Origin of the sequence: Proteiniclasticum aestuarii (assembly GCF_017368455.1) — a bacterium.
GTDB lineage: Bacteria > Bacillota > Clostridia > Clostridiales > Clostridiaceae > Proteiniclasticum > Proteiniclasticum aestuarii.
Window position 1 is genome coordinate 240,998 of the sequence record NZ_JAFNJU010000004.1, and the last position, 14,304, is coordinate 255,301.

A 14,304-nucleotide genomic window follows, 5' to 3' on the forward strand; every position below is an offset into this window, starting at 1 on the left:
AAAAATCCTTTTAAAATAATTTATTCACAGCTTCCTTCAGAGAATCCACAGCAATGAGATTGATGCCTTTGATTTTCACCTTTTCCAGACTTCTTTTAGGCAGAACGAAATTCTCGAATCCCATCTTCATTCCTTCACTGATGAGTCTCTCCACATGATTCACCGGTCTGATCTCCCCAGTAAGCCCCACTTCTCCCACCGCAATGAGCCTGTCATACTTGAGCTGCTTTCCTTTCGCACTGGAAACCAGACTGAGGGCAAGCCCCAGATCCTGAGACGTTCCCTCCACCGAAAGACCACCCACCACATTGACATAGACATCACTGGCGTAAAAAGGAATCCTCAGCTTTTTTTCAAGTACAGCGAGGATCAGATTCAGTCTAGGCAGTTCGATGCCCAGAGAAGTCCGTCTTGGCATCACCGCTTTTGTTTCAGCCACCAGGGACTGCACCTGAACGAGAATGGGTCTTGTGCCTTCCATGATACCGATGACCACAGAACCCTCCTTGGCACCCATATGATCCTCCAGGAAAATCCTGGAGGGATCGTAGACTTCCACAAGCCCTTCCTGAGCCATCTCGAAAACACCGATTTCCGAAGTGGTGCCAAAACGATTCTTCATGGTTCGCAGAATTCTGATTTCTTCCGTTCTTTCTCCCTCGAAATACAGCACCGAATCCACCATATGTTCAAGGACTCTGGGGCCTGCAAGCTCTCCCTGTTTTGTCACATGAGCCACAATGAAGAGCGGAATGCCCATGATTTTTCCGATACGCATCAGGCCGTTCGCACATTCTCTGACCTGTGATACAGACCCTGGTGCAGAGGTCACTTTATCTGAATAGATGGTCTGGATGGAATCGATGATGACAAAAGCCGGCTTCAGATCTCTGATATGGTTCTCAATGACTTCCAAGGATGTTTCAGAAACGATATACAGCTTTTCCGCCACAACCCCCAGTCGGTCTCCTCTGATTTTGATCTGCTCCTCTGATTCCTCCCCGGAAACATACAGCACACTTCCGTACTTCAGTGAAACCTGGTTTGCGCACTGAAGAAGCAATGTGGACTTCCCGATGCCGGGATCGCCCGATATGAGCGTCAGGGAGCCTTTCACAAGGCCTCCGCCCAGCACTCTGTTCAGTTCGTGAATGCCTGTATCATACCTTTCCTTATCCCCAGAGACGATGTCTCCGATCCGTTTCGGATCACTTTTATTGGAAAGCCCCTGCAGCCTTTTCGGCTCACTCTGGACTGTCTCTTCCACAAAGGAATTCCATTGCCCGCAGTCCGGACATTTCCCTACCCACTTCACCGTTGTGGTTCCACAGTTCTGACAGACATATTGTGTTTTCGATTTCGCCATAATACCCCCTTACGGAAGAAAAACCCGCAATCAGTCTGTTTTTTATTGAAAAATCACTGATTGTGGGTTCCTCTTACACTTCATGGTTTCATGAAGATTGAAACCATGGTATCGTTTTTTTTATTTTTCCTGAGATTCTTCTGATTCTTCTGGTGTTTCCTCCATTTCAGGATTCGTACCGGTTCTCTTCTCCACGCGGACCGCTCTCTGGCCGGTTTTCGTAAAGAAAAGCTTATCTTCTCTGATATCCACGAGAACTTCATCCCCCTTGACGATGTTGCCCTTGAGCATTTCCTCCGACAAGGTGTCCTCAAGCTCTTTCGTGATGGCTCTTCTCAGCGGTCTTGCACCATAGGTCATATCATACCCGCTTCTGGTCATGAATTTCAAGGTCTCATCAGTAAACTGCAGATAGATTTCTCTTTCAGCGATTCTTTTCGAAACTTCATCCAGCATCAGCTTTGTGATCTGCTCCAGATCTTCATTGGTCAGGGAGCGGAATACGATAGTATCGTCGATTCTGTTCAGGAATTCCGGTCTGAAGGACTTCTTCAGTTCGTCCATGATGTTTTCCTTCATGCGGTCATACTCTTCCGTGTTCTTGTCTGAAGCAATGCTGAACCCTACGGTCTTCTGCTTTCTGATGGTGGAAGCCCCCACATTGGACGTCATGATGATGATGGTGTTCTTGAAGTTCACCGTCTTTCCCTGTCCGTCTGTCAGTCTTCCGTCTTCCAGAATCTGCAGCAGCACATTGAACACGTCCGGATGCGCTTTCTCGATTTCATCAAAGAGGATGACTGAATAAGGATTTCTTCTCACCGCTTCTGTCAGCTGTCCCCCCTCATCATAGCCTACATATCCTGGAGGAGATCCGATGAGTCTGGAGACGGTATGTTTTTCCATGTACTCCGACATATCGATTCGGATCATGGCTTTCTCCGCTCCGAACATGGCAACAGCCAGCGCTTTGGAAAGTTCTGTCTTACCGACACCGGTAGGTCCCAGGAATATGAAGGATCCGATGGGTCTGTTCGGATCTTTGAGGCCTACACGGGCTCTTCGAACCGCTCTGGAAATGGAGTTCACCGCTTCATCCTGTCCGATCACTCGTTCATGGAGAATGGATTCCAGATTGAGCAGTTTTTCCGACTCCGTCTCTGTGAGCTTCTTCACGGGCACCTTGGTCCATCTTGATACAACCTGCGCCACATCCTCCTCGGTGACCACAAGGCTGGAGTCTCCCATGGAGCCGCTCTTCCATTTATGTTTTGTATTGTTCAGTGTCTTCTTCAGTTCATTCTCTCTGTCACGCAGCTTTGCCGCTTTCTCGTAATCCTGCAGCGAAACTGCCTCTTCCTTCTCCTTCTGGACATTCTTCAGCTCTTCCTCAATGCTTTTGACATCAGGCGGAGCAGTCAGATTCTGTATTCTTACTTTGGCTGCAGCCTCATCCATAAGGTCAATGGCCTTGTCAGGAAGAAATCTGTCCGTAATGTATCGGTCAGAAAGCTCCACTGCGGCATCCAGCGCTTCATCCGTGATTTTGATCCTGTGATGGGCCTCGTACTTGTCACGCAGCCCCTTCAGAATCAGCTTCGCTTCCTCTATGGTAGGTTCCCCTACATGTACCGGCTGAAATCTTCTCTCCAGAGCACTGTCTTTTTCAAAATGCTTACGGAACTCATCGATGGTTGTGGCACCGATGGCCTGGATTTCTCCCCTGGCCAGTGCAGGCTTCAGAATATTCGCCGCATCAATGGCACCTTCAGCGCCACCTGCACCGATGATCGTGTGGATCTCATCAATGAACAATATGACATTTTTTGTGTTCTTGATTTCTGAAAGCACATTCTTCAGTCGTTCTTCAAACTCACCGCGATACTTCGCTCCCGCAAGCATCTGTGAAATATCCAGCGAAACCACTCTCTTGTTTTTCAGGAGTTCCGGGATGTTTCCTTTCACGATTCTCTGGGCAAGACCTTCTGCGATGGCGGTTTTACCTACACCAGGATCTCCGATCAGCACCGGATTGTTCTTGGTTCTTCTGCTGAGGATCTCCAGAATTCTTTCCGTCTCTTCCCCTCTACCGATGACAGGGTCAAGCTTTCCGTCTCTGGCCATCTCCGTAAGATCCTTGCCGTACTGATCCAGTGCAGGGGTCTCTGAATTCTCCTGACTCCTAACCTCTGATTCGCTCTGTGCGCCTGGATTGCCGAAACTCTTGATGATGTCATTTTTCAGCTTCGAAACATCGATGCCATGACTCTGGATGATCGCATAGGCAACGCCTTCCTCTTCTGAAAGAATCGCCAGCAGCATATGTTCGGGGCTGATATAGTTCTGCCCCAGATTCCTCGCTTCTTTGAAGCTGTTATCCAGAAGTCTTTTCGTTCTTGGGGTCAGCGCAAGTTGCCCCGTTCCTGAAAACATGTTGTTCCCCTGGCCCAGTGTCTCTTCGATCATTTCCTGCACACTTTCCTTTGTGATTCCGGCAGCATGAAGCAGATTGCTTCCTGCCCCTTCCACACTTGCAATGCCGTAAAGGATATGCTCCGTGCCGATATAGCCATGCTGGAGACGCTGTGATTCTTTCTGCGCATGCATCAGCGTAGCCTTTGCTCTTTCCGTAAATCTTTCAAACATTTACAAGTTCCCTCCTCTAAAATATACCGCGAATGATTTTCGCGCGATTGATATCTCTCTCTTTTTCCGTCAGTTCCGTTCCATAGGCTTTTTTCATCATACCGGGCTGCGTGTTGATGATAAGCCCATCTATCAGTCTTATGTCAATATCCTTCAGAAGCTCCGTTTCGATACCCATTCTTACCAGGGAAAGATGATACAGCGCTTCTTTTGATGTCATGAGTCTCGCATTCATGAGTGTGCCCATGCTTCGGAAGATCTTATCTTCCATTTCCAGTGTGTACTGATTCAGAAGCTTTCTCTGATGATCCTGCTCCTCATCCAAAAGCTTCACAATGGTGTCTTTCAGATTATAGAGGATGTCCTCCTCCTTCATACCCAGTGTCACTTCATTGGAAATCTGATAGATGTTCCCCTCCGCCTGGGAGCCTTCGCCGTAGATCCCACGAATGGTCATCCCCATCTGCGCCAGCGCCTGACTCACATAGCCGATCTTATCGGTGAAGGTGAATCCCGGAAGATGGAGCATGACAGAAGCTCTCATGGCTGTGCCCAGGTTCGTGGGGCAGGCGGTGATGTAGCCCAGATTGTAGTCAAAGGCGAAATCCAGCTTTTCACTGAGCAGATCATCGATCTTGGATGCTTTCTTATAGAGCTCTTCCAGATCCAGATCTCTACCCATGACCTGAAGCCTTATGTGGTCCTCCTCATTGATCATGAGGCTCACATCTTCCTTCTCATCTATGATGTAGGCCGCTATGTCGCTGTTGTTGATAAGCTTTGCGCTGACCAGGTGCTTTTCAAAGGCAACCATAAGGTCTGTTCTGCCCAGCTCCCACATGCGGTGGGTCTTATACCCCTCCTCCATGGCACGGCTTACGTAAAACGCATCTTCCACCTGATCCACAAGCTTTCTTGCCACTTCCGCACTCAGTCTGTGCGGAAAGAACAGGGTTTTCACATTTCTGGCCAGTCTGATTCTGCTTCTTAGTACCAGAGACTCCTTATTCAGCATCAGACTCACCCTCTTCCAGACTCTTTCTGAGTTCCTGAATTTCATCTCTTACCACTGCAGCTTCCTCAAACTTCTCTTCCGTGATGAGATCTTTCAGCCTCAGTTTCAGTTCATCGATCTTTCTTTTGCTGACCACTTCCTGAGATGCGCTTTTAGGAATCTTTCCTGTATGGGTCAGTCCGCCCTGCACTCTTTTAATGGTCGGATTCAATGATTTCGAAAAATGCTCATAGCAGTAGCTGCATCCGAGTAGTCCACTTCTCTGAAAATCGCCAAAGGAGATCTTGCACTTCGGGCATCGGTCTATTTCTTTATTGCTGTTTTCCACCATGTCGAACAATGATCCGAAAAAACTGTCCATGGACATGATCCTCACCTCGATTCCTTTATTTTAATATGCTATCACACAATTAAATTATATCAAATACAATAATGAATTGATAGTGTCTTTCTCGAACTGTCTTTCCAGTTCTGTTAATTCTGATTCTAACATCAAAATATTAACATTCCTTAAAAAGTTGAAATTATGATAGGAGATTACTAAACACTTAATTTTAGTCCTCACTTTATTTTTGGAATAAGACGAATCTTTTCCTGAAAAGTCGGGCAATTGACCTTTAGTCCCTGGTGTATTATTCTAACCCCTGACAAAGAGGAGGTACGCAATTGAAATCATTATTACGTTTTACAACTATGCTGCTGCTGCTATTTGGCGTGGGGATCATGGCTCCGAAAATGATTGAGGCTGCGATGATTGCGCAGAGCGATTCCAGACAGAGCGACTCGACGGTATCAAGTGCTGCAGCCGACGTTCAGAAGAAAACCGTTCTGGAGGATATGGATATACGCAAAGAGAAGTTGCTTTCATATCAGTCTGAAGACAAGCAAACTGCTGATCAAGCCGAGGATATCAGAGAAAATTTTCCGATAAAATCCGCAGTAGATGAGTCGACCATTCAAGCCCCCGACTCCACTTCAATAATAGAAACGACATCAAGTGTCGACACCGTTTCCACATCAGTCGACAAGAACGGACAAAGCATTGATGCATCTGGTTCCAAACCGACCGAAGAAACCATCAAGGAAGAGCCCGCTGCAGAGAAACCTGCTCAGAATCTGATCACGTACAAGAATGTATCCTACACCAGATGGGTCACCACACCGCTCAATATGAGAAAAGGCCCTGGGACCGAGCATGCTGTGCTGATCTCCATTCCCATGGGGGAAGAAGTAAAGGTCACAAAACTTGCAAATAACGGCTGGGCAGAGGTCGCTTACAGCGGAAAGACCGGTTTTGTCTCTGGAAAATATCTGTCAGAGAGCATCGTCAGAAAACCTGCTCCCGCACCAGAAGAAAAGAAGGATGCACCAGAAACCAGGCCAGTAGAGCCAGCTCCAGCTCCAGCACCTACACCAGAACCAGCTCCGGCTCCGAAACCTTCCTATGAAGCTTACAAAATGTACATCGGAGGCAAGGCCATCACATACAAGAACGGCGGACAGTCCGACGGACAGAGAATCATCGATGGCAATTCCAGTGTAATCTCCACCTGGGGCGGCGCAGCCACCTATTCAGGCACAGACGGAAAGAACACCCACTTCATCGGACATAACCCCGGCGTCTTCTCTGTGATGTTCAACGTATCCACCGGTAACAAGATCGTTGTGACCGATGCAAAGGGTTCTCCTACCACTTACAAAATCACACGAATCTTCAAAGTGGATGATTATGGCGTGAATCCCAGTGATGGAGAGAACTATTACAATTATCTCACCTCCACTAGAGGTGGTGAAGTGATCACACTGCAGACCTGCATAAACAGCAATCTGAATCTGATCATACGTGCAGACAAGATCAGCTAGATGGACTTTCACCTACAGTATCGAAAAAGAGCGGCTACAATGATGAAACATTGATAAGCCGCTCTTTCTTTTATTCATTATTGTTCATTCAGATGAAATCTCCGATCAGTTGTCTCTATTGGCCTTCTTTCTGATCTTTTCCTTTGGAATCTTATCATTGGCCGTTCTAGGCATGCTCTCCTCAATCTGAGGTTCCGCTGGGGGATTCTCATACTCCCCTTTCAGAATGGTCACATCTTTTATACTGAATGTTTCAATGATTTCCTCATCAGGAAGATTGATTTTCACATTGACGGTTTCCTTGATCAGGTTGTTGGATACCACATATCCTTTTCCCATCTCCGTCTTCACATAGGAGCCGGATTTAGGCATTCTCTGCCTGATTTCCTCATAGGCTTCCTGCTCATAGTTCAGACAGCACATGAGCCTTCCGCAGATTCCGGAAATCTTGGATGGATTCAGGGACAGATTCTGCTCCTTGGCCATCTTGATGGACACGGAGTTGAAATCTCCCAGCCAGGTGGAGCAGCACAGGCTTCTCCCGCAGATTCCGATTCCGCCGAGCATCTTCGCCTCATCTCTGACACCGATCTGTCTCAGTTCGATTCTTGTTCTGAAAATCGTAGCCAGATCCTTTACCAGCTCTCTGAAGTCGATTCTGCCATCCGCTGTGAAGTAGAAAATCACTTTACTGTTGTCAAACGTATATTCCACATCCACCAGCTTCATGTCAAGCTTATGATCCACAATCTTCTTCTCGCAGATGGCGAATGCTTCTTTTTCTTTATCTCTGTTTCCCAGATGTTTCTGTATGTCTTCAGGGCTAGCCACACGAATCACAGGCTTCAAAGGTGAAAAAACTTCCTTTTCACTGATTTCTCTGATGCCTACGACGCACTGACCAAACTCAACTCCTCGTGCGGTTTCCACGATGACTGCAGAATCCTTTTCGATGGTGTATTCAAGAGGATCGAAGTAGTAGATCTTCCCCGCTTTCTTGAACCGTACACCTATGACTTTTACCATTTATATTAAACCTCCATCAATCTTAGCAATAAGCTGCTGACGATCGTATCTTTGTTGATATTGATCCCGAGTGCGATATACTTTCTCATCTCGAAGAAAATCTCCAGGTACTTCTCTAATGTGTTGAATGTGAGCTCTCTTGACAGAAATTCTGTCTGGACTTTGATTTCATCCAGAAGAATCGAATCTTCATCCAGGGATTTCTTCTTTAATACGGTGTTCACCGCATAGGTGAAATCATCAAAGAAGAGTTCCAGCTCCATCTGACTGATTTTCTCTCCCAGCTCCAGTACGGGATGATAGACTCTCTTCCTGCTTCTTTTCACTTCAGCAAGCTTTGTAAGCAGCTCAAAAGACACCTCAATGCTTTCATCCTTCAGGCCACCCAATATGATTCTTTCCGCTTTCCCGGGGATCCCCCTGGATGCTGAAATCACTTTTCTCTTCTCCTCTTCAGAGAGAGATATTTCATGAACCGGTGCAACTTTTGTCTTTTTGCCACTGAACTCACTGGCAAGCTTCTCCTGTTCCACCCGTTTTGCTTCCTTTTCGTTATGGAAGGGCACAAACTGTTCCACAAAGGCTTCCATTTCCATTTCATCCATGGGAAGCAGCTTATGCATATGGCATCTGGATTTGATCGTATCCGCCATGAACATTTCGTTCTCCGCCAGCAGGAAGAAATAGATTCCCTCCATAGGTTCTTCTATGGTCTTCAGAAGTGCATTCTGCGCTTCCTGACCGATCTTGTTGGCTTCATAGAATATAATGACTTTCCTGTAACCTTCATAGGGTCTCAGGGAAGCTTCGATGACCACTTCTCTCACCTGATTGACCGTTATGATGGTCTTCTCCGGTCTCACTCTGATGATATCGACAGAATCTCTGTCTCCGAAACCCAGAATCTCTCTGGATATGGTTTCCACAAGAAGCGATTTCCCGATTCCATCGGGTCCTATGATAATATGGGCATGAGAAAGGGTATCGTTTTTTATGGCTTTCAGAAACCTCTCTCTAAGTTTGAAAAATCCGATCAAAACAAATACCCTCCCAAGCTAAATCTTAATGAAATTATCCACATCAAGTACAAAGATGGTTGCCCCACCCACCTCGATGTCTACCGGATAGGGTACATATACACCAGTGGTCGTTGATAGAGGTGAAGGATTTGTAACCACCTGATGTCTTGTCTTGCATGTCTCTTCGATGATTCCCAGAACCGTGTCCACCTTATCCGCTTCAATACCGATCATGAGCGTCGTATTGCCAGACTTCAGGAACCCACCGGTGGTCGCAAGTTTTGTTACTCTGTATCCTTTTTCGTTCAATAGATCAATCACGTCGATGGCATCTTCATCATTGACAATTGCGATTATCAGTTTCATATTAAGCACCTCCAATTGTTACCTTTTATTATACTATATTTCAGTTAAAATTGAAACGAACCTTACAGTCTGTCGACAGTTTCAAGATAGATGTCACTGAAAATGTCCTCTTTGGAGCGCATCTTCCCATCAGCCACACAGCTGATCTTCGTCCATCCGTACTTGTCTGCCACATAGTGCGCATTTTCATACGAGGTGTCCAGATGGTGCTGATCCCCTTCATGAATATCCTTTTCCGATGCCCCTGTAATCTTGTTCTTTCTCTCCTTTGTGATCTCCATCGATACCTCCGGAGGCACATCGAGAAAGAAGACAAGGTCTGGTTTGGGAATGCCGTACATCTCAAACTCCAGATGAGCAAGCCATTCAAGGAACGCATCCCGCTCCTTCTCATCTGTTATTTTTGAAGCCTGATGAACCATGTTCGCTGTGGTATACCGGTCCGCTATGACCACCCCACCGGATTCATAGAAGCTCTTCCACTTGGTCGTATAGGATGCATAGCGGTCCACCGCAAAGAAGCTGGACGCCACATAAGCCGAAACATCATCGGGATTCTTACCGAAATCCCCTCTCAGATACATCTTTACAAGAGATGAACTTTCAGATTTATAATCAGGAAATTCAATCTTCAGCACCTTAAGACCTTTATTGAGAAGTGTTCGATAGAGTTTTTCAGACTGTGTCTGTTTTCCTGAACCATCGACTCCTTCTATTACAATCAGTTTACCTTTCATCTGTTACTCCCTCATCATTCATATAATCCATTCTATATTATACAGTATTTACCGCTTGAATACACTAATATGAAAAAGACATCATAGATAAACTATGATGCCTCTAAAGCATTACTTATTTTATTGAGCATCGATGGGCTTGGACTGAAATAGAAGCTTTTCCTGGTTCCTTCCACACTGCATTCACAGCAGCAGTCCAACTTCATCATATTCACAGAATAATTCTTTCTGAGGAGTCTTATGAGATTCCACCCTGGCCTTTTATTATGAAGGGCCTGAATTTCAGAGAGCTTCACCTTCTCAACCAGATGACTCTTCTCACCGGAAATACGATGAATGATCAGGTCGTCCGCTATAATGGAGTATCTGTAGACTTCCTTTGTCTTTGCAATCACACGATAGCCCGCTAAAAGAAAGAACATGGCAAGAACAAGATCCATTGTGCTCTTGGTTTCCTCATTGAGTCCTGCTCTGGTTCCTAGAACCGATACCATCATAAGTGAAACACCAAATATAATCAGTAAACCGACCAGCGGTTTTGCACTTCTTTTGACTTTTTCGTTGTAGATACAACCCATAACTTCATGTCCTCCATGTGCCTCAATTACTAGCTTTAAGCACTTCAATCACATATGCTATTATACGTAGATTAACAGATTAAAGCGAACAGGTAAAGACATCAAAAAACTCTTGTTTCAGCTATGTACTCTATTAGGAAGTAAATGTCGGACTCACCCTCTGTATCTCTCCTTATTTCTCTTGTTATCTCGATTTCTTGACTCTACTTTTTAAGTTCATCCATTCATCAGATAAGAGAAAATCTGATCATCGATTACATTTTCTCAAAGGCTTATTCTTCTATGATTTCCTCTTCTTCAGCGCTTCCGTGATCCTGTCTAAAGCATCCTTCAGCACCTTTCTTGGGCAGGCAAGATTGATTCTTTCAAATCCGGTTCCTTCCTTGCCGAAGAAGTAGCCTTCATCTAGAAAGACCATCGCTTCCTCATGAAGCATTTTCTCCAGCTCCTCCTTGTCCATGCCCAGGGCTCTGAAATCAAGCCACTGAAGATAGGTGCCTTCCAGGTCGTACACATGGATTTCCGGATGATGCTCTGCCATATGGCTCTTCACCAGTTTATGATTCTCGTGGATCACGTCAATAAGTTCTTCCAGCCAGTCTTCGCATTCATTATAGGCCGTCTTGCAGGCTTCATAACCTAAGGCGTTGAGGTTCATCACCGCAGTTCTGTTCATTTCCTGGGTGCAGCTTTTCTTCAGTCTTCCATTGGGAATCACAATGTTGGATGTATGCATCCCCGCCAGATTGAAGGTTTTGCTGGGTGCGGTGAACACGACGGAATGGTTTCTGGCCCAGTCATTGAGATTTGCAAATACGATATGCTTATGACCCGGCATAATCAGATCAAAGTGAATCTCATCAGAAAGCACCAGCACATCATATTTTTCGCATATCTCAGCCACTTTCAGCAGTTCTTCTCTTGTCCATACTCGCCCCACAGGATTATGAGGGTTGCAGAAAAGAAGTGTGCTATTCTTGGGATTCTTCGCCTTCTTCTCCAGATCTTCGAAATCGATCTCGTAACGACCGTCCACTTCCTTCAGTTCATTCCGGACTATCTTACGCTCCCCTTTCTCGATGGCACTGTAGAAGGGATAGTATACGGGAGGCATGACGATGACGCCTTCTCCTGGCTTTGTCAGAGAGGAGATTGCCATGTGGAAAGCGCCCACCACACCTGGGGTGGTGACAATCCATCTCTCCTTGATGTCCCAGTCATGTCTTCTCTTCATCCAGCCGATCACTGCATCAAAATATTCCCTGGTCGGTCCTGTGTAGCCAAGGATATTCTCATCCAGATAGCGCTTCAGTGCATCCACGATTTCTGGTGGGGTCTTGAATTCCATGTCCGCCACGGACAATGGCACAATCTTTTTCTCCACCACCTGCGGGTTCCATTTGATCATCTGATCATATTTGAATGAACCGGTGCCATACCGGTCCATAAGGGTCTCAAAATCATACTTCAATCACTACAACTCCTTACAATTTCATTTACATTATTATAACATAGCACATGGATGGCACAACCTGATTCATGCTAAAGAAACGAAGCTCTCCATAAAAGAAAAGCTTCGTTTCTTTAGATTTTTAGTAGAAGATTTACTTGTTCAGGCTGCGTACAGGTCTTCCTTCGATGTAACCCCTATAACCTTGAGGCTCCAGCTGAAATCTTGGTCCGTCCTCATCGGCATAAGTGAAGCCGTAAAGCTCAGGCTTATAGTCATTCATGACCTTCCAGAGGTCTTCAATAGCTTCTCCGAACTGCTCATCCTTGTAGGGTTCACCCTGGAAGATCATCATCCTGCAAGGTGGAAGGGTGATCATTTCAAACCCTTCCGGAACTTCTCCTTCATAGTCAGAAGGAACTTCCACTCCCTGTACATATCTGGACGTGCCTTCTGTTATGAGATGGTCCGGCAGCCAGAATCCTGCAGGTTCATACAGTGCTTCTGAGACGGAAGAGAGGATTCCCCAGACATCGCAGCCCACCTCTTCGCAGTATTCGAAATAATGCGTCGCCTTCTTGCCTCTCAAGAGAATCAGTTTTCTTTCCGGACGCTCCACCACCTGCACAAATAACGTACTCGCCTTCTTTTTGTTATCCATTTTTAGCTCTCCTTTCTGAATCATCAGGTAGTAGTCCCTGATCCGCGTGGGCATGAAAAGCTTCACCGGCTTCTTCTCCTTAGCATATCTTTTCGGTGCAATGCCGAATTCTCTGGAAAAGGCTCTGGTGAAGCCCTCATGAGAGTCAAAGACAAAATCCAAGGCCACATCCACAATTTTCTCATGCTGATCACGAAGCACCAGTGCAGCCTGACTGAGTCTTATAGAGCGGATATACTCGAAAGGGGTCTTCCCCAGCAGTTCCTTGAAGATCTTTGCGGCATGCCAGGGAGAATACCCTGCTGCATCTGCCAGATTCTTCAGCGTGATCTGCTCATGAATATGACTTTCCACATAATCCTGCATCTTCTGAACAGCATTGATCTTTTCCCATCTTTTCATGAACTACCTCCTTACTGTAAGGATAGCAAATGGTTGAATATATTTCTTGACCTGTATTGTGAAAGCGCATCTTGTTAGGCTACATTTTTCTGGATAAAACCAATGAGATGATCATATGGGTTACCATGAGAAGTCCCGCAGCAGCTGCAGAGCCGTAAGTCATATAGAAATCCTGTCTTATTTCACCAATGATCATGGAGACAAAAAGTGCTAGAAAGACCACTACGTTGATGTAAAATGATGCTCGATCTCTAATCGCAACGTTTCTTTCATCCTCATATTGCACCTTCTCCAGATTCTTCATTTTCGGATTTTTACGATGGGTATGATATTCGGCGATACCCATTCCTATAGCCGCACCAATGACTTTTGAGAACACACTCAGGATCGGTTCCTCACCTCCATTAATGATGAAGATGGCTCCTCCCAGAGTCATTCCGATATAGATCCAGATTATTCTCTTTATGTTATTTTTGACCATTTTATTTTCCATTCTCTTCCTCCTCATAAATGAATACATCTTCAATCGTGCACTGAAATACTCTGGCGATCTTAAAAGCCAGAAGGATCGATGGATTATACTTTCCATTCTCCAGTGAACTCACAGTCTGCCTGGATACTTCCAGAATCTCTGCCAGTTCATCCTGCTTCAGACCTTTTTCCTTTCTTAACTGTTCCAGCCTGTTTTTCATCTTATACGCTACTCCTTTGTAAAGCTCGCTTTACATATATCCTACACAAAGTTCCAGAACATGTCAAGCTACCTTTACATATTCCCTTCATTTCTTTTGCAATAAAAGAAACTCCTGAACGATCACTCATTCAGGAGTTTCTTAATGGAGGCGCCACCCGGATTTGAACCGGGGGTGAAAGTTTTGCAGACTTCTGCCTTACCACTTGGCTATGGCGCCATGGTGGCTTCACTCGGAATCGAACCAAGGACACGTAGATTTTCAGTCTACTGCTCTACCAACTGAGCTATGAAGCCAAAGAACACACATATATTATATATGATATTCCTTCAAAACTACATATGGAGAAGAAAGATTTTTCGTAACTTATTTTCTGATTAAGCCCTCGATCTATTAGTATGAGTAAGCTGAATACATTGCTGCACTTACACCTCTCACCTATCAACCTCGTGTTCTTCAAGGGATCTTACTGACTTACGTCAT

Annotated in this window: 14 protein-coding genes, 2 tRNA genes and 1 rRNA gene; 1 reads left to right on the forward strand and 16 read right to left on the reverse strand. The window is 45.5% G+C overall.

Annotation, left to right across the window (positions count from 1 at the left end; translation table 11 throughout):
• Window positions 1–10: 10 nt before the first annotated feature.
• From radA to J3A84_RS07250, 4 genes are all read right to left on the reverse strand, one after another.
• Window positions 11–1,366, reverse strand: a complete 1,356-nt coding sequence (gene radA, locus J3A84_RS07235) for a DNA repair protein RadA (protein WP_207599335.1) — start codon at window positions 1,364–1,366, stop codon at window positions 11–13.
• A gap of 120 nt (window positions 1,367–1,486) precedes the next feature.
• Entirely contained in the window at window positions 1,487–4,012 is a 2,526-nt protein-coding gene (locus tag J3A84_RS07240) for an ATP-dependent Clp protease ATP-binding subunit (protein ID WP_207599336.1), read from the reverse strand.
• A gap of 16 nt (window positions 4,013–4,028) precedes the next feature.
• Window positions 4,029–5,027, reverse strand: a complete 999-nt coding sequence (locus tag J3A84_RS07245) for a protein arginine kinase (protein ID WP_207599337.1) — start codon at window positions 5,025–5,027, stop codon at window positions 4,029–4,031.
• A complete protein-coding gene (locus tag J3A84_RS07250) occupies window positions 5,017–5,388 on the reverse strand; it encodes a UvrB/UvrC motif-containing protein (RefSeq protein WP_207599338.1) in 372 nt (123 codons plus the stop codon). The genes J3A84_RS07245 and J3A84_RS07250 overlap by 11 nt, the downstream gene beginning before the upstream one ends.
• A gap of 305 nt (window positions 5,389–5,693) precedes the next feature.
• Between J3A84_RS07250 and J3A84_RS07255 the strand changes: the two genes are divergently transcribed.
• Window positions 5,694–6,890 carry an SH3 domain-containing protein gene (locus J3A84_RS07255; protein ID WP_207599339.1) on the forward strand — a complete coding sequence of 399 codons (1,197 nt, stop codon included), beginning with the start codon at window positions 5,694–5,696 and terminating at the stop codon, window positions 6,888–6,890.
• A gap of 105 nt (window positions 6,891–6,995) precedes the next feature.
• Here J3A84_RS07255 and J3A84_RS07260 read toward each other — a convergent pair whose 3' ends face one another.
• From J3A84_RS07260 to J3A84_RS07315, 12 genes are all read right to left on the reverse strand, one after another.
• Window positions 6,996–7,916, reverse strand: a complete 921-nt coding sequence (locus J3A84_RS07260; protein WP_207599340.1) for a PSP1 domain-containing protein — start codon at window positions 7,914–7,916, stop codon at window positions 6,996–6,998.
• Between the two features lie 5 nt (window positions 7,917–7,921).
• Window positions 7,922–8,953 carry an AAA family ATPase gene (locus J3A84_RS07265; RefSeq protein WP_207599341.1) on the reverse strand — a complete coding sequence of 344 codons (1,032 nt, stop codon included), beginning with the start codon at window positions 8,951–8,953 and terminating at the stop codon, window positions 7,922–7,924.
• Between the two features lie 18 nt (window positions 8,954–8,971).
• The gene (locus J3A84_RS07270; RefSeq protein ID WP_207599342.1) at window positions 8,972–9,301 is read right to left on the reverse strand and encodes a cyclic-di-AMP receptor; all 330 of its coding nucleotides are present in this window, start codon (window positions 9,299–9,301) and stop codon (window positions 8,972–8,974) included.
• A gap of 62 nt (window positions 9,302–9,363) precedes the next feature.
• Window positions 9,364–10,038, reverse strand: coding sequence for a dTMP kinase (locus tag J3A84_RS07275; RefSeq protein WP_207599343.1), 675 nt, complete (start codon window positions 10,036–10,038; stop codon window positions 9,364–9,366).
• 92 nt (window positions 10,039–10,130) lie between these two features.
• On the reverse strand, window positions 10,131–10,616 hold the full coding sequence (locus tag J3A84_RS07280; RefSeq protein WP_207599344.1) for a hypothetical protein: 486 nt from the start codon (window positions 10,614–10,616) through the stop codon (window positions 10,131–10,133).
• A 280-nt stretch (window positions 10,617–10,896) separates the two neighbouring features.
• Window positions 10,897–12,087, reverse strand: a complete 1,191-nt coding sequence (locus tag J3A84_RS07285; RefSeq protein WP_207599345.1) for a MalY/PatB family protein — start codon at window positions 12,085–12,087, stop codon at window positions 10,897–10,899.
• A 133-nt stretch (window positions 12,088–12,220) separates the two neighbouring features.
• On the reverse strand, window positions 12,221–13,129 hold the full coding sequence (locus J3A84_RS07290) for an AraC family transcriptional regulator (RefSeq protein ID WP_207599346.1): 909 nt from the start codon (window positions 13,127–13,129) through the stop codon (window positions 12,221–12,223).
• A 79-nt stretch (window positions 13,130–13,208) separates the two neighbouring features.
• Window positions 13,209–13,622 (reverse strand): DUF2178 domain-containing protein, encoded by a 414-nt coding sequence (locus J3A84_RS07295; RefSeq protein WP_207599347.1) that lies wholly within the window; start codon window positions 13,620–13,622, stop codon window positions 13,209–13,211.
• Window positions 13,612–13,821, reverse strand: coding sequence for a helix-turn-helix transcriptional regulator (locus tag J3A84_RS07300; protein WP_207599348.1), 210 nt, complete (start codon window positions 13,819–13,821; stop codon window positions 13,612–13,614). Before J3A84_RS07300 ends, J3A84_RS07295 begins: the two co-directional genes overlap by 11 nt.
• A gap of 145 nt (window positions 13,822–13,966) precedes the next feature.
• Window positions 13,967–14,040 (reverse strand) — tRNA-Cys (locus J3A84_RS07305).
• Between the two features lies 1 nt (window position 14,041).
• A tRNA-Phe gene (locus J3A84_RS07310) sits at window positions 14,042–14,117 on the reverse strand.
• Between the two features lie 77 nt (window positions 14,118–14,194).
• Window positions 14,195–14,304: ribosomal RNA gene (locus J3A84_RS07315) — 23S ribosomal RNA — on the reverse strand; the annotation flags it as partial.

Coding starts and splice junctions, on each gene's coding strand:
- radA (WP_207599335.1), bottom strand. CDS start 1,366: ATGGCGAAATCGAAAACACAATATGTCTGTCAGAACTGTGGAACCACA.
- J3A84_RS07275 (WP_207599343.1), bottom strand. CDS start 10,038: ATGAAAGGTAAACTGATTGTAATAGAAGGAGTCGATGGTTCAGGAAAA.
- J3A84_RS07280 (WP_207599344.1), bottom strand. CDS start 10,616: ATGGGTTGTATCTACAACGAAAAAGTCAAAAGAAGTGCAAAACCGCTG.
- J3A84_RS07250 (WP_207599338.1), bottom strand. CDS start 5,388: ATGGACAGTTTTTTCGGATCATTGTTCGACATGGTGGAAAACAGCAAT.
- J3A84_RS07240 (WP_207599336.1), bottom strand. CDS start 4,012: ATGTTTGAAAGATTTACGGAAAGAGCAAAGGCTACGCTGATGCATGCG.
- J3A84_RS07270 (WP_207599342.1), bottom strand. CDS start 9,301: ATGAAACTGATAATCGCAATTGTCAATGATGAAGATGCCATCGACGTG.
- J3A84_RS07245 (WP_207599337.1), bottom strand. CDS start 5,027: ATGCTGAATAAGGAGTCTCTGGTACTAAGAAGCAGAATCAGACTGGCC.
- J3A84_RS07260 (WP_207599340.1), bottom strand. CDS start 7,916: ATGGTAAAAGTCATAGGTGTACGGTTCAAGAAAGCGGGGAAGATCTAC.
- J3A84_RS07295 (WP_207599347.1), bottom strand. CDS start 13,622: ATGGAAAATAAAATGGTCAAAAATAACATAAAGAGAATAATCTGGATC.
- J3A84_RS07290 (WP_207599346.1), bottom strand. CDS start 13,129: ATGAAAAGATGGGAAAAGATCAATGCTGTTCAGAAGATGCAGGATTAT.
- J3A84_RS07300 (WP_207599348.1), bottom strand. CDS start 13,821: ATGAAAAACAGGCTGGAACAGTTAAGAAAGGAAAAAGGTCTGAAGCAG.